The 18,441-nt window shown below is 75.1% G+C and carries 18 protein-coding genes and 1 riboswitch; of the genes, 14 read left to right on the top strand and 4 right to left on the bottom strand.

Annotated features, from left to right (window positions below):
• The first annotated feature begins 15 nt into the window (after window positions 1–15).
• The gene (locus tag ACIP60_RS12025) at window positions 16–246 is read left to right on the top strand and encodes a DUF3263 domain-containing protein (protein ID WP_400682505.1); all 231 of its coding nucleotides are present in this window, start codon (window positions 16–18) and stop codon (window positions 244–246) included.
• Window positions 247–292: 46 nt separating this feature from the next.
• On the top strand, window positions 293–1,138 hold the full coding sequence (otsB, locus tag ACIP60_RS12020) for a trehalose-phosphatase (RefSeq protein WP_400682503.1): 846 nt from the start codon (window positions 293–295) through the stop codon (window positions 1,136–1,138).
• An 81-nt stretch (window positions 1,139–1,219) separates the two neighbouring features.
• Here otsB and ACIP60_RS12015 read toward each other — a convergent pair whose 3' ends face one another.
• Together ACIP60_RS12015 and ACIP60_RS12010 are read right to left on the bottom strand one after the other, a co-directional pair.
• Window positions 1,220–2,686, bottom strand: a complete 1,467-nt coding sequence (locus tag ACIP60_RS12015) for a trehalose-6-phosphate synthase (RefSeq protein ID WP_400682502.1) — start codon at window positions 2,684–2,686, stop codon at window positions 1,220–1,222.
• 107 nt (window positions 2,687–2,793) lie between these two features.
• The gene (locus ACIP60_RS12010; RefSeq protein WP_100836814.1) at window positions 2,794–3,792 is read right to left on the bottom strand and encodes a glucosyl-3-phosphoglycerate synthase; all 999 of its coding nucleotides are present in this window, start codon (window positions 3,790–3,792) and stop codon (window positions 2,794–2,796) included.
• Window positions 3,793–3,940: 148 nt separating this feature from the next.
• Window positions 3,941–4,068: riboswitch (SAM riboswitch) on the top strand.
• A 17-nt stretch (window positions 4,069–4,085) separates the two neighbouring features.
• On the opposite strand from ACIP60_RS12010, the gene thrC reads away from it, so the two are divergent.
• The 7 genes from thrC to ACIP60_RS11975 all read left to right on the top strand — a co-directional run bounded on the left by thrC (window position 4,086) and on the right by ACIP60_RS11975 (window position 9,827).
• Complete coding sequence (gene thrC / locus ACIP60_RS12005) at window positions 4,086–5,366, top strand: threonine synthase (protein WP_199846992.1); 1,281 nt, start codon at window positions 4,086–4,088, stop codon at window positions 5,364–5,366.
• A 40-nt stretch (window positions 5,367–5,406) separates the two neighbouring features.
• Window positions 5,407–5,685, top strand: coding sequence for a MoaD/ThiS family protein (locus ACIP60_RS12000; protein ID WP_111554793.1), 279 nt, complete (start codon window positions 5,407–5,409; stop codon window positions 5,683–5,685).
• Window positions 5,686–6,245: 560 nt separating this feature from the next.
• Window positions 6,246–6,452 (top strand): cold-shock protein, encoded by a 207-nt coding sequence (locus ACIP60_RS11995; protein WP_014137493.1) that lies wholly within the window; start codon window positions 6,246–6,248, stop codon window positions 6,450–6,452.
• Between the two features lie 323 nt (window positions 6,453–6,775).
• Window positions 6,776–8,398 carry a chaperonin GroEL gene (gene groL / locus ACIP60_RS11990; RefSeq protein WP_100836811.1) on the top strand — a complete coding sequence of 541 codons (1,623 nt, stop codon included), beginning with the start codon at window positions 6,776–6,778 and terminating at the stop codon, window positions 8,396–8,398.
• A 196-nt stretch (window positions 8,399–8,594) separates the two neighbouring features.
• Window positions 8,595–9,176, top strand: a complete 582-nt coding sequence (locus tag ACIP60_RS11985; protein ID WP_400682501.1) for a Uma2 family endonuclease — start codon at window positions 8,595–8,597, stop codon at window positions 9,174–9,176.
• A gap of 22 nt (window positions 9,177–9,198) precedes the next feature.
• Window positions 9,199–9,561, top strand: coding sequence for a hypothetical protein (locus ACIP60_RS11980; protein WP_100836809.1), 363 nt, complete (start codon window positions 9,199–9,201; stop codon window positions 9,559–9,561).
• A complete protein-coding gene (locus tag ACIP60_RS11975; RefSeq protein ID WP_400682500.1) occupies window positions 9,558–9,827 on the top strand; it encodes a DUF4031 domain-containing protein in 270 nt (89 codons plus the stop codon). Before ACIP60_RS11980 ends, ACIP60_RS11975 begins: the two co-directional genes overlap by 4 nt.
• A 29-nt stretch (window positions 9,828–9,856) precedes the next feature.
• Here ACIP60_RS11975 and ACIP60_RS11970 read toward each other — a convergent pair whose 3' ends face one another.
• Entirely contained in the window at window positions 9,857–10,486 is a 630-nt protein-coding gene (locus ACIP60_RS11970) for a hypothetical protein (RefSeq protein ID WP_400682499.1), read from the bottom strand.
• 164 nt (window positions 10,487–10,650) lie between these two features.
• Between ACIP60_RS11970 and ACIP60_RS11965 the strand changes: the two genes are divergently transcribed.
• The 5 genes from ACIP60_RS11965 (at window position 10,651) to ACIP60_RS11945 (ending at window position 16,295) form a co-directional block, all read left to right on the top strand.
• Entirely contained in the window at window positions 10,651–11,352 is a 702-nt protein-coding gene (locus tag ACIP60_RS11965) for an ABC transporter ATP-binding protein (RefSeq protein WP_400682498.1), read from the top strand.
• Window positions 11,349–14,054 (top strand): FtsX-like permease family protein, encoded by a 2,706-nt coding sequence (locus tag ACIP60_RS11960; protein ID WP_400682497.1) that lies wholly within the window; start codon window positions 11,349–11,351, stop codon window positions 14,052–14,054. The genes ACIP60_RS11965 and ACIP60_RS11960 overlap by 4 nt, the downstream gene beginning before the upstream one ends.
• Window positions 14,055–14,134: 80 nt before the next feature.
• Window positions 14,135–14,479 (top strand): PadR family transcriptional regulator, encoded by a 345-nt coding sequence (locus ACIP60_RS11955; protein WP_400682496.1) that lies wholly within the window; start codon window positions 14,135–14,137, stop codon window positions 14,477–14,479.
• Window positions 14,476–15,495 (top strand): hypothetical protein, encoded by a 1,020-nt coding sequence (locus ACIP60_RS11950; RefSeq protein WP_400682495.1) that lies wholly within the window; start codon window positions 14,476–14,478, stop codon window positions 15,493–15,495. The genes ACIP60_RS11955 and ACIP60_RS11950 overlap by 4 nt, the downstream gene beginning before the upstream one ends.
• A 113-nt stretch (window positions 15,496–15,608) precedes the next feature.
• On the top strand, window positions 15,609–16,295 hold the full coding sequence (locus ACIP60_RS11945; RefSeq protein ID WP_400682494.1) for a copper homeostasis protein CutC: 687 nt from the start codon (window positions 15,609–15,611) through the stop codon (window positions 16,293–16,295).
• Between the two features lie 36 nt (window positions 16,296–16,331).
• Here ACIP60_RS11945 and ACIP60_RS11940 read toward each other — a convergent pair whose 3' ends face one another.
• Window positions 16,332–18,419, bottom strand: coding sequence for a HelD family protein (locus tag ACIP60_RS11940; protein WP_400682492.1), 2,088 nt, complete (start codon window positions 18,417–18,419; stop codon window positions 16,332–16,334).
• Between the last annotated feature and the right edge of the window lie 22 nt (window positions 18,420–18,441).

Below are 18,441 nucleotides of genomic sequence, written 5' to 3'. Positions count from 1 at the left end.
GCATAGCCTGGACGCATGGCCGAACTGACCGAACGCGACCGGGCGGTGCTCGCCCTGGAAGCCCGCGGGTGGCGGACCGCCGGCGCCAAGGAGCAGGCGATCCGGCAGGAGCTCGGCATCTCCGCCACCCGCTACTACCAGCTGCTCAACGCCCTGCTCGACCGGACCGAGGCGCTCGCCCACGACCCGGTCCTGGTCAACCGGCTGCGCCGGGTCCGGCAGGCGCGGCGCGACGCCCGGCAGTGAGCCCGCGGGAGGGCTGCCGACCCCCGCCGGCGGGTAGCGTCGGGGCATGGGAATCGCCGAACAGATCACGACCGAGGCAGGGCGGACCGGACTGGCGGGCCTGCTCGCCGACCCGAAGTCCGCCGTGGTGGGGCTCGACTTCGACGGCACGCTCGCCCCGATCGTCGCCGACCCCGAGCGGGCCCGCGCCCATCCGGGCGTCGTGCCCGCCCTCTCCGCGCTCGCCCCGCTGATCGGCGCGGTCGTCGTGGTCACCGGGCGCCCGGCCGCGACCGCCGCCGCCTACGGCGGCTTCGCCGCCGCCCCCGGACTGGAGCAGCTCACCGTCCTCGGCCACTACGGCGCCGAACGCTGGGACGCCCGCACCGACGCCGTCACCGCCGCCCCGCCCCCGCCCGGGGTGGCCGCCGTCCGGGACGAACTCCCCTCGCTGCTGCGGGAGCTGGGCGCGCCCGAGGGCACCTTCGTGGAGGACAAGGAGCGCGCGCTGGCCGTCCACACCCGGCGCGCCCCCGAGCCGGACGCGCTGCTGGAGCGGCTGCGCGGCCCGCTCGGCGAGCTGGCGCGGCGGCACGGGCTGGTCGTCGAGCCCGGCCGGATGGTCGTCGAACTGCGCCCGCCGGGGATCGACAAGGGGGTCGCCCTGCGCGGCTTCCTGGCCGAGCGGGACGCGGGCCCGGTCCTCTTCGCCGGCGACGACCTCGGCGACCTCGCCGCCTACGCGGAGGTCGCCGCCCGCCGCGCGGCCGGCCACCCCGGCCTGCTGGTGTGCAGCGGGCCCGTCACCGGCGAACCGCCGGTCGCCGAACTCGCCGAGCGCGCCGACCTGGTGGTGGCGGGGCCGGCCGGGATCGTCGACCTGCTGAACGGGCTCACCGAGCTGCTGCGGTAGCGGGGCGCGCACCGGCGGGGGCGCGGCGGTCCTCCCGCGCGCCCGCGGTTCCGCGTACGCCGTGCGGTTCAGGTCGTGCGTTCAGAGCGCCTTGAGCTGGTCCAGGAACCACTGCTGGGGCGGCAGGGCGGTGGCTGCGGCGGCCAGGCGCTCGGTGCGGTCGGCGCGTTCGGCGGCGGGCATGGCGAGCGCCTCGGCGAGGGCGTCGGCGGTGGCGACCACGTCGAACGGGTTGACCGTGATCGCGTCCTCGGCGAGCTCCGCGTGGGCGCCGGCCTCGCGGGACAGCACGAGGGCGCAGCCCCGGTCCGAGACGACCGGGACCTCCTTGGCGACCAGGTTCATGCCGTCGCGGATCGGGTTGACCAGGGCGACGTCGGCGAGCCGGTAGGCGGCCAGCGAGCGCGGGAAGTCGTCGTCGACGTGCAGCAGGACCGGCTGCCAGTCGCCGGTGCCGAACTCGGCGTTGACCTCCTCGGCGACGCGCCGCACGGCGGCGGTGTAGTCGCGGTACTCGGCGAGGTCGGTGCGCGAGGGGTAGGCGAAGGCGATGTGGACGACGTTGCCCAGCCACTCGGGGCGGGTGCGCAGCAGGTGCCGGTAGGCGAGCAGGCCGCGGACGATGTTCTTGCTGAGCTCGGTGCGGTCGACCCGGACGATGGTGCGCCGGTCGCCGACGGCCGCGCGCAGGGCGGCGAGGCGCTCGTCGACGTCGGGCCGGTGGGCGCGTTCGCGCAGGAACTCGCCATCGGCCCCGAGGCCGTGCACGCCCAGCCGGGTGGTGCGGCCGCCGTGCGTGACGGTGAGTGCCTCGCGGTCGACGCGCGCGCCGAGCAGGGCCTCGCAGCAGTCGGCGAAGGCGAGCGCCCAGCGGCGGGTGAGGAAGGCGGCCCGGTCGGCGCCGAGGATGCCCTCCAGGACGGCGGCGGCGACGTCGTCGGGCAGCAGCCGGTAGTAGTCCGGCGGGGCCCAGGGGGTGTGCGAGAAGTGACCGATCCGCAGGTCGGGGCGGAGTTCCCGGAGCAGCGCGGGGGCCAGCGAGAGGTGGTAGTCCTGCACCAGGACGGCCGCGCCGGGGGCGGCCTCGGCGGCGAGCGCCTCGGCGAAGGCGGTGTTGTACGCCCGGTAGGCGTCCCACTCGGTGCGGAAGTCGGCGTCGAAGGCGGGCTGCACGGGCGTCTGGTAGAGCAGGTGGTGGACGAACCAGAGGGTCGAGTTGGCGACGCCGTTGTAGGCGCGGGCGAAGGTCTCCGGATCGATGTCCAGCATCCGGACGGCCTGTCCGCCGACGTCGTGGCCGGCCCGGTCGAGGCGCCCGTCGGGGGCCTGCCGGGCGGCGGTGCGGTCGGCGTCGGAGAGCGCGGCGCAGACCCAGACCGCGTTCGGGTCGTCGATGGCGGAGAGCCCGGAGACCAGGCCGCCGCCGCCTCTGCGGAGGGTCAGCGCGCCGTCGTCCTCCGTGCGGAAGGACACCGGGCCGCGGTTGGAGGCCACCAGGATCGGGGCGGCTCCGGACTGCTGGGAGCGTTCGGACACGTGATCGGCCATACAGCCAACCTTGCCGTGCGATCACCGGACCAAACCACTCGGCGCGGTCCGCGGCAGGTGAACAGTGGGGGCGGGGCCGCCGGACCGCGCCGCCCGGGGCCGGGCGGTCAGCGGTCGCGGTACTCGGGGACGGTGGCCATCGGGGGGCGTTCGGTGGCCGGGACAGGGTGGGTGCGGGGGGTGAAGCCGGCCGGGGTGCGGGTGTACTGGGTGAGCAGCGGGCGGACCAGGTCGGGGTCGGCCTTGAGGCGGTGGGCGCGGTCCAGCCGCTCCAGGGCGGTGCGGTAGATGGTGGCGGCCATCCGGCCGAGGGCCTGGCCGTCCTGGTGCCGGTGGTGCCGCACGCCCACGTCGACCTGGGCCAGCGCGTCCAGCCCGGCCAGCTCCAGGGCGTCCACCAGCAGGCCGAGCTCGACGCCGTAGCCGGTCGGGAAGGGCAGCCGCTCCAGCAGGCCGCGGCGGGCCGCGTACTCGCCGCCGAGCGGCTGGACGAAGCCCGCGAGCTGCGGCCAGTGCAGGCTGAGCAGCGGGCGGGCGACCAGTTCGGTGACCCGGCCGCCGCCGGCCGGGACGACGGCGCCGTCGGCCTCGAACGGCCGGTCGTACATGGCCTTGACCAGGTGCAGGCCGGGGTCGGTGAGCAGCGGGCCGATGATGCCGGAGACGAACGCCGGGTCGAACTCGCGCAGGTCGGCGTCGACGAAGCAGACGATCGCGCCGCTGGTGGCGAGCAGCGAGCGCCACAGCACCTCGCCCTTGCCGGGCTCGGCGGGCAGCCGGGGCAGCAGCGCGTCGCGGTGCACCACCCGGGCGCCGGCCGCGGCCGCGGCGGCGGCGGTGCCGTCCCGCGAGCCGGAGTCGACCACCACCAGCTCGTCCACCAGGGGGACGCGCTCGACCAGCTCGGCCCGGATCGCGGCGACGATCTCGCCGACGGTGGACTCCTCGTCCAGCGCGGGCAGCACCACGCTCACCGTGCCGGCCGCCCCGGCGGCGCGCTTGGCGGCCAGCAGCAGGTCGAGCGGCCGGTCGGCGGCCGTCCACGAACGGCGGCGCAGCCAGTCGGCCACCTCCGGCAGTACCCCGGGCTCGGGCTGCTCCGGCACGTCTCGCTCCCTGTCTCGGTTCGTCTCGGTTCGTCTCGGGTGTCGGACGCGGGGGTCGGTCCGAGCGGGCCTTCGGATACAGTCTTGGTATCGCGATCGCGCCTTCGCACCCGGGGGTCGCTCGCAGCGTACGACCACAACTTCACAGAGCTCATCCAGAGGGACTGAGGGAACGGCCCGTTGAAGTCCCGGCAACCCTCCCGCGCGGCCTGCAGGCCCGGCGGGACAGGTGCCAATTCCGTCCCGGACGCGACCGCGATCCGGGGAAGATGAGGAGAAAGGGCCTCGCCACCATGGCTGTTGACACCGCCGCACCCACCACCGTCGACCTCGGTCCGGCGACCGCGCTGTCCTGTCGCGAGTGCGGTGCGCGCTCCCCGCTCGGCCCGGACTTCGCCTGTCCCGAGTGTTTCGGCCCGCTGGAGATCGCCTACGACTACACGGGCTACGACGCCGAGGAGCTGCGCAAGCGGATCGAGGCCGGCCCGGCGTCGATCTGGCGCTACGCCCCGCTGCTGCCCGTCCCGGCCGACGTGGCCGGCAAGCCGAACCTGAACCCGGGCTGGACCCCGCTGGTCAAGGCCGACAACCTGGGCCGCGAGCTGGGCTTCACCGCGCAGCTGCACGTCAAGGACGACTCGGGCAACCCGACCCACTCCTTCAAGGACCGGGTGGTGGCCTGCGCGATCGAGGCCGCCCGGGCCTTCGAGTTCACCACGCTCTCCTGCTCCTCCACCGGCAACCTGGCCGGCGCGGTGGGCGCCGCCGCCGCCCGGGCCGGCTTCAAGTCCTGCGTGTTCATCCCGCACGACCTGGAGCAGGGCAAGGTCGTGATGGCCGGGGTGTACGGCGGCGAGCTGGTCGGCATCGACGGCAACTACGACGACGTGAACCGTTTCTGCTCCGAGCTGATCGGCGACCCGGCCGGCGAGGGCTGGGGCTTCGTGAACGTCAACCTGCGCCCGTACTACGGCGAGGGCTCCAAGACCCTGGCGTTCGAGATCTGCGAGCAGCTCGGCTGGCGGCTGCCCGACCAGATCGTCATCCCGATCGCCTCCGGCTCCCAGCTCACCAAGATCGACAAGGGCCTGCAGGAGCTGATCAAGCTCGGCCTGGTCGAGGACAAGCCCTACAAGATCTTCGGCGCCCAGGCCGAGGGGTGCTCCCCGGTCTCCGCGGCCTTCAAGGCCGGCCGCGACGTGATCAAGCCGGTCAAGCCGGACACCATCGCCAAGTCGCTGGCGATCGGCAACCCGGCCGACGGCCCGTACGTGCTGGACATCGCCCGCCGCACCGGCGGCGCGGTCGAGGACGTCACCGACGCCGAGGTGGTCGAGGCGATCAAGCTGCTCGCCCGCACCGAGGGGATCTTCGCCGAGACCGCGGGCGGCGTCACCGTCGGCGTGCTGAAGAAGCTGGTCGAGAACGGCCTGCTCGACCCGTCCAAGGAGACCGTCGCGATCAACACCGGCGACGGCCTCAAGACCCTCGACGCGGTCGCCGACGCCGGCATGACCGCCGTGATCCGCCCGACGCTGGAGTCCTTCCGCGCCGCCGGCCTCGCCACCGCCTGACCCCCAGCCGTAGGACACCCCACGCCCCGAGGAGCACCGCATGAGCGCCACCGTCCGCATCCCGACCATCCTGCGCACCTACACCGGCGGCGCCGCCGAGGTGACCGCCGAGGGCGCCACCCTGGCCGCCGTCATCGCGGACCTGGAGGCGAACCACGCCGGCATCGCCGCCCGGCTGCTGGACGACGGCGGCAAGCTGCGCCGCTTCGTCAACGTGTACGTGAACGACGACGACGTGCGCTTCGCCGAGGGCCTGGAGACCGAGATCAAGGACGGCGCCTCGGTGTCGATCATTCCGGCGGTGGCCGGCGGCTGCTGACCCGGCCCGCATTCCCGCAGCCGCCGCCCGGTCCGGAATTCAATTACCCGGACCGGGCGGCGGCTCCGTGCGTACCGCGGCCAATGGGCCGCGCACCTGCGGTTCTCCCGTCCGGCGGGCCGCCGGAATTCCGCCGGGGCCCGGGGAGTAGAGTGCCGGGCAGGGCCGTTCCCCTCCCCGGCCCGGTTCAATCCTCGATTACCGCACCGCGCCCCGCCCGGCCGGGCCGCCTCCCGTCCCGCGCCCCGAGACGTGCGCCGGGCGGCTTTCCCCGCCTTCTGTCAGGCCGCCGTCAGAATTGTTCCGGCGTTTTGCGGTGACGCGTCCGTTATGTCCCGCCGCAATTGTCGGCGGATGCGCCTTTCGCCCGGGACATCCCCCGCCGGGTGGCGGGTTTCCCCGGAAATTGGGCCTGTTGCAGAGGGCGCATATCCGGATACATTCAGCCGCGACAGAGGCTGCGCCGTACGGGGGGGAGTCCCCAGGCCGGTCTTCCAGACCTCCGGGTCCGCGTCCTGCGGATCTCTGAAGGGCCCAGCACAGCACAAGGGGAGTTCGGAATGGCTCAGGGCACCGTCAAGTGGTTCAACGCCGAGAAGGGCTACGGCTTCATCGCGGTCGACGGTGGAGCGGACGTGTTCGTCCACTACAGCGCGATCCAGATGGACGGCTACCGCACCCTGGAAGAGGGCCAGCGGGTCGAGTTCGAGATCTCGCAGGGTCAGAAGGGTCCGCAGGCCGACATGGTCCGCGCCGCCGGCGCCTGACGGCCCCGGCAGACCCGCACGCACCGAAACCGCGGGCCCGCCCCCGACGCGACGCGTCCGGGGCGGGCCCGCGGGCTTTCCGGGGCCGCCCGGGCCACCAGCGGGTTTCCCGGCGGGGCGGTCGGCGGGGGCCGAATGGGCTTGCACTCGCCACCCCAGAGTGCTAATCATTGGCGTTAGCACTCACAGCGTGAGAGTGACAAACGGACCGGGCCGGTGAGGCCCCGGAAGCGGTAGGGGAAGGGACCCCCGCTCTCCTGGGCCGTCCGTCGCGGGCACCCCTTGGTCCGAGCAGTCGACCGTGTCCCGGAGGACCACTTCTGATGGCCAAGATCATCGCCTTTGACGAGGAAGCCCGCCGCGGCCTTGAGCGTGGCATGAACCAGCTTGCCGACGCCGTGAAGGTCACGCTCGGCCCCAAGGGTCGCAACGTCGTCCTGGAGAAGAAGTGGGGCGCCCCCACGATCACCAACGACGGTGTCTCCATCGCCAAGGAGATCGAGCTCGAGGACCCGTACGAGAAGATCGGCGCCGAGCTGGTCAAGGAGGTCGCCAAGAAGACCGACGACGTCGCGGGTGACGGCACCACCACCGCCACCGTGCTGGCCCAGGCGCTCGTCCGCGAGGGTCTGCGCAACGTCGCCGCCGGCGCCAACCCGATGGCCCTCAAGCGCGGCATCGAGAAGGCCGTCGCCGCCGTCTCCGACCAGCTGCTGGCCCAGGCCAAGGACGTGGAGACCAAGGAGCAGATCGCCTCCACCGCCTCCATCTCGGCCGCCGACACCCAGATCGGCGAGCTCATCGCCGAGGCCATGGACAAGGTCGGCAAGGAAGGCGTCATCACCGTCGAGGAGAGCAACACCTTCGGCCTGGAGCTCGAGCTCACCGAGGGCATGCGCTTCGACAAGGGCTACATCTCCGCCTACTTCGCCACCGACCTGGAGCGCATGGAGGCGAGCTTCGAGGACCCGTACATCCTCATCGCCAACTCCAAGATCTCCTCGGTCAAGGACCTCCTCCCGCTGCTGGAGAAGGTCATGCAGAGCGGCAAGCCGCTCGTCATCATCGCCGAGGACGTCGAGGGCGAGGCCCTCTCCACCCTGGTCGTGAACAAGATCCGCGGCACCTTCAAGTCCGTCGCCGTCAAGGCCCCGGGCTTCGGCGACCGCCGCAAGGCCATGCTCGGCGACATCGCCATCCTGACCGGCGGCACCGTGATCTCCGAGGAGGTCGGCCTCAAGCTCGAGAACGCCGGCCTGGACCTGCTGGGCACCGCCCGCAAGGTCGTCATCACCAAGGACGAGACCACCATCGTCGACGGCGGCGGCGACAGCGACCAGGTCGCCGGCCGGGTCAACCAGATCCGCGCCGAGATCGAGAACTCCGACTCGGACTACGACCGCGAGAAGCTCCAGGAGCGCCTGGCGAAGCTCGCGGGCGGCGTGGCCGTCATCAAGGCCGGCGCCGCGACCGAGGTCGAGCTCAAGGAGCGCAAGCACCGCATCGAGGACGCGGTGCGCAACGCCAAGGCCGCCGTCGAGGAGGGCATCGTCGCCGGTGGTGGCGTCGCCCTGCTCCAGGCCGGTGTCGCGTTCGAGAAGCTGGAGCTGGAGGGCGACGAGGCCACCGGTGCCAACATCGTCCGCGTGGCCCTGGAGGCCCCGATCAAGCAGATCGCGACCAACGCCGGCCTCGAGGGCGGCGTCGTGGTCGAGAAGGTCCGCAACCTGCCCGCCGGCCACGGCCTGAACGCCGCGACCAACGAGTACGTCGACCTGATCGCCTCCGGCATCATCGACCCCGCCAAGGTCACCCGCTCCGCCCTGCAGAACGCCGCCTCCATCGCGGCGCTCTTCCTCACCACCGAGGCCGTCATCGCCGACAAGCCGGAGAAGGCCGCTGCGGCCGCCGGCGGCGGCATGCCGGGCGGTGACATGGACTTCTGATCCGCCCGCCGGTTCCCACCGGCCCGGATCGGTCAGTCTCACGCCGTGAGGGCGGCCTCCTTCGGGAGGCCGCCCTCACGGCGTTCTCGCCGGGGTCACCCCTTCGTGGGACGCTGGGGCCATGGACGGTTTCGGCGGCTTCGGGCCCGACTACCTTGAGGGCGAACAGCGTCATGAGGAAGAGGGGAGGCCGACGATGGCGGTCATGGCGGTCGAGTCGGACCAGCAGTGGTCCTACCTGCTGGACACCTGGCGGGAGCTGGACGCCCCCGAGGGCTGGCGCACCGAGATCGAGGGAGGCCGGATCCAGTTGGTGCCACCGCCGGACAATCAGCACAACCGCATCGCCGAGAAGATCCACCGGGCCCTCGTGCGGCACCTGTCCGACGAGGTCGGCGTCTACCAGACGCTCGGAACGCAGATCGCCAGGCTGGAGAAGCTGTACATCCCCGACCTGGTCGTGGTGGACGAGACGCTCCTCGCCGGGGAGGACAACGTGCCGATCGACGCGTCGGACGTCCTGCTGGCCGTCGAGATCACCTCGCGCAGCACGGCCCGGCAGGACCGGACGAAGAAGCTCTGGGGCTACGCGCACGCGCCCGTCCCGCTCTACCTGCTGATCGACCGCTTCGACCAGCCGGGGCCGACGGTGACGCTCTACTCCGAGCCCTCCGACGGCGCGTACGGGCAGAGCGTGCGGGTGCCGTTCGGCAAGCCGGTCGAGTTGCCCGAGCCGTTCGGGATCGAGCTGGACACGGCGGGCTTCCCGGTGCCGTAGCCGGGTGCGGGACAATGGGCGGATGGCCAGTAGTCCCGACCTCGAAACCGCCCTGCACAACGCGCGGGCGCTGATCCTCGCCGACCTCACCGCCCGGGACGTCGCCGACGCGGCGATCGTCTCGTTGGTGGAGGACGCCGTGACGCACCGCCGCTGGTGGCTCGAACAGTGGCCGGACGGGCGGGAGTTCGTGCTCGGGCTGATCGCGCAGGACGTGCAGGACGCGCTGTTGGAGTCGTACGGACGGTGGCCGCTGTGCACCGCGTGCGCGGTGGAGGAGGACGACCCGCACGCGCTCGGGGTCGAGCCCGAGCTGGGGCCGGACCCGCACTGGGTGTGCGGCAAGCGCGGCGTGGTGGTGGCCCCGGTCGGGGGGCTGGTGTGATCCTGGTCGACCCGCCGGAGCGGCCCGGCCGCGGCAGGCGGTGGCCGCACCTGGCCGGTGACGTCCCGTTGGTGGAACCGCACGCCTTCGCGGCCGAGTCGGGCGCCCCCGCGGAGGGCTTCGACCGCGACCTCCCCCGGCCTCCGATCGGGGGGACCCCCTTCGACACCCCGGCGGCCTGGTACGAGCGGGCGCCGGTGCGGAGCCGGGAGCTGGTGGCCCGGCTGACGGCGGCGGGGCTGCGGGTGCGGAGGGCGCGCGGCTAGCGTCCGGTGCCGCACCGGTGCGGGGCGGGTCAGCGTTCGAGGTCGGCGAGTTCCGCGTGCAGGTTGCGGCGGGCCGGGGCGTCGTAGCGGGCGCGGGCCTCGGGGGTGCGGTAGAGGGCGGGGAGCGCGAGGAGCTGGCGCAGGATCGCGGCGCGGCCCGCGCGGAAGGCGTCCGGGGGGACGAAGGAGTACTCGTCGCGGACGGCGGCGGCGTAGGCGGCGTACGCCTCGGGCGGGCCGCCGAGGACGGCGAGGTCGGCGTCGCAGAGGACTTCGCCGTTGCGGTCGCCGGGGGCGGGGTGGTGGTCGGCGGTGAGCCGGACCAGGCGGTCGACCTCGTGGACCAGGGGTTCGGGCAGGCCGGCCTCGCGCAGGGCGCGGCAGGCGAGGGCGGCGCTGCGTTCCTCGTTCTCGGAGCGGTCGGGGCGGTAGACGGCGTCGTGGAACCAGGCGGCGAGGCGGACGGCGTCGGGGTCGTCGGCGTGGGCGGCGAGTTCGTCGACGCGGTCGAGGACGGCTTGCAGGTGGGTGGTGGTGTGGTAGCGGCGCTGCGGCTCGGCCCAGCGGGCGAGCAGGTCGCGGGCGTAGGGCTCGGGGTCGGCGGTGGCTCCGCAGCGGGTGAGCAGGTCGTGCCAGCGCGCGGACAGCGGTGCGGTCATGGCGGCCATTGTGCTCCCCCGGTCGGGGCCGTCCCGGTCGCGGTGGGCGGATGTGACCCAGCTTATATGTAGTTCACCGACTTATGACGCAGGCTTGAGTCATCGCCGTCCGGCCGCTATACATACTCGGTATGCAAGACGTTCCGCTGTTCCGAGGGGGAGCCATGACCGGATCGAACGCGCAGGCCGTGCTGCGCCTGGAGGGGGTCGGCCGGGTGCACGGCCGGGGCGCGGCCGAGGTGCACGCGCTGCACCCGATCGACCTGGAGGTGCGGGCCGGGGAGTTCCTGGCCGTGATGGGCCCGTCCGGCTCGGGCAAGTCCACCCTGCTGGCGCTGGCCGGCGGGCTGGACCGGCCGTCCAGCGGCCGGGTGCTGGTGGAGGGCGCCCCGCTGGCGGGGCTGAGCCGGGCGAAGCTGGCCGACGTGCGCCGCCGCTCGGTGGGCTACGTGTTCCAGTCGTACAACCTGATCCCGTCCCTGACGGCGGCCGAGAACATCGCGCTGCCGCGCGAGCTGGAGGGCGTCCCGGCCCGCACCGCCCGCGCCGAGGCGCTGGAGGTGCTCGCCGAACTGGGCGTCGCCGAACTGGCCGACCGCTTCCCGGAGGACATGTCCGGCGGCCAGCAGCAGCGGGTCGCGATCGGCCGGGCGCTCTCCGGCGACCGGCGGCTGGTGCTGGCCGACGAGCCGACCGGCGCGCTGGACTCGGCGACCGGCGAGGCGGTGCTGGAGGTGCTGCGGACCCGCTGCGACGCCGGGGCGGCCGTCATGATGGTCACCCACGACGCGAGCCACGCCGCCTGGGCGGACCGGGTGGTCTTCCTGCGCGACGGCCGGGTCGCCGAAGAGGCGGTGCGCCGGTGAGCGCCCTGCGCGCGGTGCTGCGGATGGCCCGCCGCGACGCCTGGCGGGCCAAGGGCCGCAGCGCCCTGGTCGCCGCGATGATCGCGCTGCCGGTGCTCGGCGCGACCGGCGTGGACGTGGTGCACCGCAGCGGGCAGCTGACCGCCGCCGAGCGCTCCGACCGGCTGATGGGCCGGGCCGACGCCCTGGTCGGCGCGTACGACCCGGGCCGGACGATCGAGCAGGCGGTCTTCCCCGGCGACGGGGTCCGCACCCTGCCGCAGCGCCCGGACGCCCCGCCCGGAGCCGAGCAGCAGCGCGCCGCGAGCACCGAACCGGCCGCCCTGCTGAGCGAGTTGCTGCCGCCCGGCAGCACCCTGACCCCGGCCCGCACCGGCCCGGTCGCCGCCGTGCGGAGCCGGGACGGCCTGGCCCCCGTCGACACCTTCGAGGCCGACCTGACCGGACGGCTCTGGCAGGGCCGGATCGACCTGGTCTCCGGCCGGGCCCCCGCCGCCCCGCACGAGGCCGCCGCCACCCGGGCCTTCCTGGAGACCACCGGCCTGCGGATCGGCGACACCGTCACCGTCCGCGGCCTGGAGTCCACCCCGTTCACCCTGACCGGCACCGTCGAGCACCCCGGCGACCTGAACGCCTCCGAACTGGTCGCCCGCCCCGGCGAGTTGTACCGGCAGCTGGACGAGGCGCAGGTGGCCGCCGGGCTCGCCCCGCAGACCCCGTCCGCCGAGCAGGCCGCCGCCCGCAAGGCCGCCTGGCTGGTCACCCTGCCCGCCGGGGCCGCGCTCGGCTGGGAGCAGGTGCGCGAACTCAACCGGTACGGCTACACCCTGACCAGCCGCCAGGTCGCCGCCCACCCGCCCGCCGAGGCGTTGGCGCGGCAGGAGGCCGTCGGCGCCCGGGACGAACGCGAACGCACCCTGATGACCGCCGCCACCACCGCCGCGATGGCGCTGCTGGAGGTCGCCCTGCTGGCCGGACCGGCGTTCGCCGTCGGCGCCCGCCGGGCCCGCCGCCAACTCGCCCTGCTGGGCGCGGCCGGCGGCCGCCCCGGCCACGTGCGGGCCGTGGTGCTCGGCGGCGGCCTGGTGCTCGGCGCGGTCGGCGCGGCGGCCGGCGGCGTGCTCGGCGCGCTCCTGGTGGCCGTGCTGCGCCCCCGGCTGGAGGAGTGGGGCGGCAGCCGGTTCGGACAACTGGCGCTGCGTCCGGCCGAACTGCTGCCGATCGCCGCCGTCGGCGTCCTCACCGCCGTGCTGGCGGCCCTGCTGCCCGCGCTCCAGGCCGGCCGCTGCGAGGTGCTGGTCGGGCTGACCGACCGCGACCCGGTGCGCCGGGCCTCCCGCCGGACGCCGCTGCTGGGCCTGGCCGCCGTCCTGCTGGGCGCCGCGCTGGCGCTGTACGGGGCGGTGGCCGGGCAGGTCGCCGGACCGCCGGTGCTGGCCGGGCTGAGCGTGCGCACGCTGTCCGTGCTGGGCGGCGCGGTGCTCGCCGAACTCGGCCTGCTGCTGTTCACCCCGCTGCTGCTCGCGCTGCTCGGCCGGCTCTCCCGCCGACTGCCGGTCGGCCCCCGGCTGGCGCTGCGCGACGCCGCCCGGCACCGCTCCCGCACCGCGCCCGCGGTGGCCGCCGTGCTCGCCGCCGTCGCCGGGGCGGTCGCGGTCGGCGTGCACACGACCGGCGCGGAGGTCCAGGACCGGGCCGCCTACCGGCTGGAGCAGCCGGTCGGCGCCGTCCGGCTCGTCCTGCACGGCGACGAGCAGGCGATGTCCCCACTGCGGGCCGCCCTGCCGCAGGACCTGCCGGACCTCGGCGAGCGCGCCGACCTCTACCAGGCGCAGTACGTGTTCTGCGAGGGCTGCAAGGGCCTGGTGTACGCCGCGGGCGGGCCCTCGCGCTACGACGCGGGCGACATCGGCCGCCCGCTGGTGGTCGGCGACACCGCGGCGCTGCACAACCTGCTGGCGCTGCGCGACCAACGCGCGCAGGACGCGCTGCTCGGCGGGAAGGCCGTGGTCACCGACCCGTCCTACCTGCACGACGGCCGGGTCGTGCTGCGGATGCAGGGCAACGGGCAGCAGGTCACCGAGGTGCGGCTCGACGCGGTGCTGGTCGAGCGTCCGGCCGCGCAGCGCTACACGCCGGTGCTGGTCGCCCCCGACACGATCCGCCGGCTGGGCCTGACCGTCGAGCCCGCCGGGGCGGTCTGGCTGCCGTCCGCGCCGGTCGGCGAGCGGGCCGAGCAGCGCGCCGCCGCCACCGTGGCCCGGCTCGCCCCGCACGCGGAGTTCGGGGTGGAGCGCGGCTTCGTGCCGCAGGACAGCACGGTGCGGCTCGCGCTCACCGGCTTCGCCGCCCTGGTGGTGCTCGGCGCGGCCGTGGTCTCCACCGCGCTGGCCGCCGCCGACGCCCGCCGCGAGCGCGCGCTGCTCTCCGCGATCGGCGCCCGCCCGCGCACCCGGCGCACCGTCGCCGGGCTGCAGGCCGGGCTGATCGCCCTGCTCGGCGCGCTGCTCGGCACCGTCAGCGGCTTCGTCCCGGCGTTCGCCCTGCTGCGCTCCCGGGCCGCCGGGGTGCCGGGCGGTCCGGCGGTGAGCCTGGCCGACGTGCCGTGGACGACCGTCGCGCTGCTCGCCCTGGGCCTGCCGCTGCTGGCCGGGCTGCTCGGCGCGCTGCGCCGGGACGACCTCACCGGGTGGCGGGGGTGAGGCGGGGCTCCGGGCGCGGGTGAATCGGGGCGCCGGGCGCGGGTGGCGTGGATAGTACGGTTGGCGATATATGTAGTCGTATGACTGAACGCGCCATGCAGGAACCCACCCTGCTGCTGCTCACCGCCCTCGCGGACGCCCCCCGGCACGGGTACGCGCTGATCCAGGAGATCGACGCGATCTCCGGGGGGCGGGTGCGGATGCGCACCGGCACCCTGTACGGCGCGCTCGACCGGCTGCTCCAGCAGGGCCTGATCGCGGTCGCCGCCGAGGAGATCGTCGACGGCCGGGCCCGCCGCACGTACGCGCTCACCGACGGCGGGCGCGACCTGCTCGCCGCCGAGGCCGAGCGCCTGCGCTCCGTCGCCGCCGAGGCCCAGCGCCGCCTCGGCGGCACCGCCGCACCCCGGGGGGCCACCGCGTGAGCGCCGTCGTCCCCGGCGGGCACCGGGCCGGTGTCGCCCTGCGCACCGTCCTCGCGCTGTACCCCGCCCGCTACCGCCGCGACCGGGGCGCCGAACTCGCCGAGGTGTTCGCCGACACCACCGCCGGGGCCGGGCGGCTGGCCACCGCCCGCGAGGCGTTCGACCTCGCCGCCTACGGCCTGCGGCTGCGCACCGGCCTCACCTCCACCGCGCGCGGCGGCCGGCTGCTGGCCGCCGCCGCGCCGCTGCTGGCCGGCACCCTGTTCGGGCTCCTCGCGCTCCCCGGCGACGTGCGCTTCTGGCGGGTGCCGGCCGCCGCCCGGGCCGGGTTCGACGCCCCCTGGCGGCAACTGCCCGACAACCTCGCCCTGTTGGGCCTGGCCGTCGTCCCCGTACTGCTGGCCGCCGCCGCGGCGTTCGGCGCCTGGCGGGCGGTCCGGACGCTGGCCGCGACCGTCGCCCTGCTCGCCGCCGTCCGGCTCGCGGTCGCGGCGTTCACCGCCCCCACCACCTGGGTGCTGCTCCTGGACGCCACCGCCCTGCTGCCCTACCTCGCCGCGGGCGCGCTGCTCCTCGCCGCCCCCGCCGACCTGCTGGAACGGCCCAGCCGCCTGCTGGTCGCGGCCGGGGCGGGCGCCGGGCTGCTGGTGACGAGGGCTCAGGGCGGCTACGACACCTGGCACCTGATGGACGGGTGGATGCCGCTGCTGCTCCTGCTCGCCCCGCTGCTGCTGATCCTGTGCGCCGCCCGCGAGCGGCTGCTGCCCGCGGCGATCGGCCTGGCCGTCCTGCCGCTGACCGCCTGGTTCAGCCTGTTCAGCCTCTGGGAGCAGGTCGGCGGAATGTGGCGGCTGGCACCGCTGGCGGCGGCCGGCGCGCTCGGGCTGCTGCTCACCGGACAGGCGCTGTCGGCCGGCCGGGAGGCCCGGGAGGAACGGAACGGTCCGGACGGCTTGGACGGCTTGGACGGCCTGGACGGCCTGCACGGTCCCGGCGGCCGGGCGGAACTCTCCTAGCGGGACGAACGGTGCGCCAACGGGGCGCGGCCGGAACGCGATCGGCGGGAGAAGCGGGGCCGAACGGCGGCGGGGGCTCGCCCGCCGCCTGCCGATGTGGCAGGCTATCCGATATGTCTAGACCAATGTTCGAAGTCATCGCGCTGACCCCCCAGGACGCCCGGGCCGCCGAGTCGGGCGGCGCCGACCGCCTCGAACTGGTCACCGACATGGCCGCCGACGGGCTCACCCCCACCACCAGGGACTTCGCCGCGATCCGCGCCGCCGTCGACCTCCCGCTGCGGGTCATGCTCCGCATCCGCGACGGCTTCACCCCCGGCGACCTCGACGACCTGCTCGCCCGCACCGCCGCGCTGCGGGCCGAGGGCGCCGAGGAGTTCGTGCTCGGCTTCCTCACCCCCGACGGCGCGGTCGACCTCACCGCGACCCGGGCCGTCGCCGAGGCCGTCTCCGGCTGCCGCTGGACCTTCCACCGGGCGATCGACCACAGCGCCGACCGCTCCGAGGTCCGCGCCGCCGTCGCCGACCTCCCCGGCCTCGACACCTTCCTCACCTCCGGCGCGGCCGGCGGCGTCGACGCCGGCCGCGAGGTCCTGCTCGGCGAACTCGCCAAGTCCGGCGAGCCCGGCTACCGCCAGCGGATCCTGGTCGGCGGCGGCCTGCGCGCCGAGCACGTCCCCGAGCTGCGCGCCGCGGGCTTCGACGCCTTCCACATCGGCGGCGCGGCCCGCGAGGGCGGCTGGGCGGGCGCGGTCGACCCGGCGAAGGTCGCGCAGTGGCGCGAGCTCATCGGCACCTGAGCCGGTAGGGGCGCGGGGTAACCGCGCCCCTGACCGCTAGGCCAGTTCGGCCGGCAGCGGCTGTGCGTGCAGCACCGTCAGGCCGGAGACCGCGCGGGTCAGCGAGACGTAGAGGCGGCGCAGGCCGGTGCGGTGGTCGGGCTCGCCCGCGACGATCGCGGCGGGTTCGTCGAGGACCACGTGGTCGTACTCGAGGCCCTTGGCGAGCGAGGCCGGGACGAGGGTGAGGCGGGCCTCGGCGGTGGTCTCGGTGCCGGGGTCGAGGAAGGGCAGCCCCGCGGCGGTGAGCGCCGCGGCGAGCGCCGGGACGCGGGCGTCCGCGGCGATCAGGCCGACCGAGCCCTCGTGGCCGAGCGCCGCGCGGCAGGCGGCCAGGACGGCCGCGTCCAGCCCGTCCAGCCCCTCCGACCCGTCCGGGACGTGCCGGAGGGCGAGCGAGCCGGGCAGGTCGCGGACCGAGGTGGCGGGGGCCAGGCCGGGGGCGATCGCGGGGAGCAGCCGGGAGGCGTAGGCGATCACCTCGCCGGGGACGCGGAAGCCCTGGGTCAGCTCCTCGACGTGCGCGCCGTCCTTGCCGAGGTGGTGCAGGGCCTCCGGCCAACTGCCGGTGGCCCACGGGGTGGTGCCCTGGGCGAGGTCGCCGAGGACGGTCGCCGAGCCGGTGGTGCAGCGGCGGCCGACCGCCCGGTACTGCATGGGGGAGAGGTCCTGGGCCTCGTCGACGACCACGTGGCCGAGCGAGGGGGTGCGGTGCACCAGGTCGGCGGCCTCGTCGATCAGCACGGCGTCGGCGGCGGACCAGGGCGCGGTGCGGGCGGAGCGCGGGGGCTTGGCCCAGAGCAGGGCGGCCTGCTCATCGGCGTCCAGCACGCCGTCCGCCGCGGCGGCCAGGAAGTCGGCGTCGCCGAGCAGCCGGTGCACCAGCTTGACCGGGTCGACGGCGGGCCAGCACGCCTTGACGGTGGCCTTGACCGCCGCGTTGCGGGCGACGGCGTCCTGCACCCGGTCGTCCGGGGCCTCGCCGCCCTGCTCCATCTTCACCAGCACGGCGTGCGCGATCCGCTGCGGCAGCGCCTCCAGAGCGGCCCCGTAGCGGATCTCCCGGGCCATCAACTCCCGGACGATCTCCTCCAGTTCGTATGCGGGAACCCGCCAGCGGCGGGAGCCGCGGACGACCACGCAAGGTTCGGTGGGCAGCGTGATGCCGGCCCGCACCGCGTTGCGCAGGACGCGGGCCATCCGGGCGTCGCCCTTGATCCGGGCGGTGCCGGCGCTGTCGGCGCCGCGGACCTCGACGTGGCCGACCAGCTCCTGCACGGTGGCCTGGGCGACGTCCAGCTCGCCGAGGGCGGGCAGCACCTGCTCGATGTACCGGAGGAAGGAGCGGTTCGGGCCGACCACCAGGGTGCCGGTGCGGGCCAGGCGCTCGCGGTGCGCGTACAGCAGGTAGGCGACGCGGTGCAGGCCGACGGCGGTCTTCCCGGTGCCGGGGGCGCCCTGGACGCAGATGGTGCCGGTGACGTCGGCGCGGACGATCTCGTCCTGCTCGGGCTGGATGGTGGCGACGATGTCGCGCATCGGGCCGACGCGGGGCTTCTCGATCTCGGCGGCGAGCAGCGCGGAGCGGGTGTCGGCCTCGTCCGGGTCGGAGAGGTTCTCGTCCTCGTAGGCGGTCAGTTCGCCGCCGGTGTAGCCGAACCGGCGGCGCTTGGCGACGTCCATCGGCTCGGTGCGGCTGGCCCGGTAGAACGGCTGGGAGACCGGGGCGCGCCAGTCGATCACCATCGGGTCGCCGTCGGCGTCGTGCACGTGCCGGCGGCCGATGTAGAAGCGCTCGCCGCCGCCGCCCTCGGACTCGGACGCGCTGATCGCGTGCAGGTAGTCGAGGCGGCCGAAGAACAGCGGGGTGTGCGCGAGGTCGGCCAGCGCCTTGATCCGCTCGTCGACCTGCCGCTGCAGCACCTGGGCGGAGACCCAGGTGCCCGCCACGTCGCGCAGGTCGAGCGCCTCGACGTCCTCGCGCATCGCCTTCAGCGCGGCCCGGGAGGCGGCCAGGTGGGAGCGTTCGCGGCCGAGCGGATCGGTGTCGGCGGCGAGCGTGTCGGTGGGGGTGGGGGAGTGCACGGCGGACCTTCCCGGCCGCCCG

This window comes from Kitasatospora sp. NPDC088783 (genome assembly GCF_044750705.1).
GTDB lineage: Bacteria > Actinomycetota > Actinomycetes > Streptomycetales > Streptomycetaceae > Kitasatospora > Kitasatospora fiedleri.
Note: the sequence above shows the minus strand (reverse complement) of the source record. Positions and strands in the feature narration are given on the sequence as shown.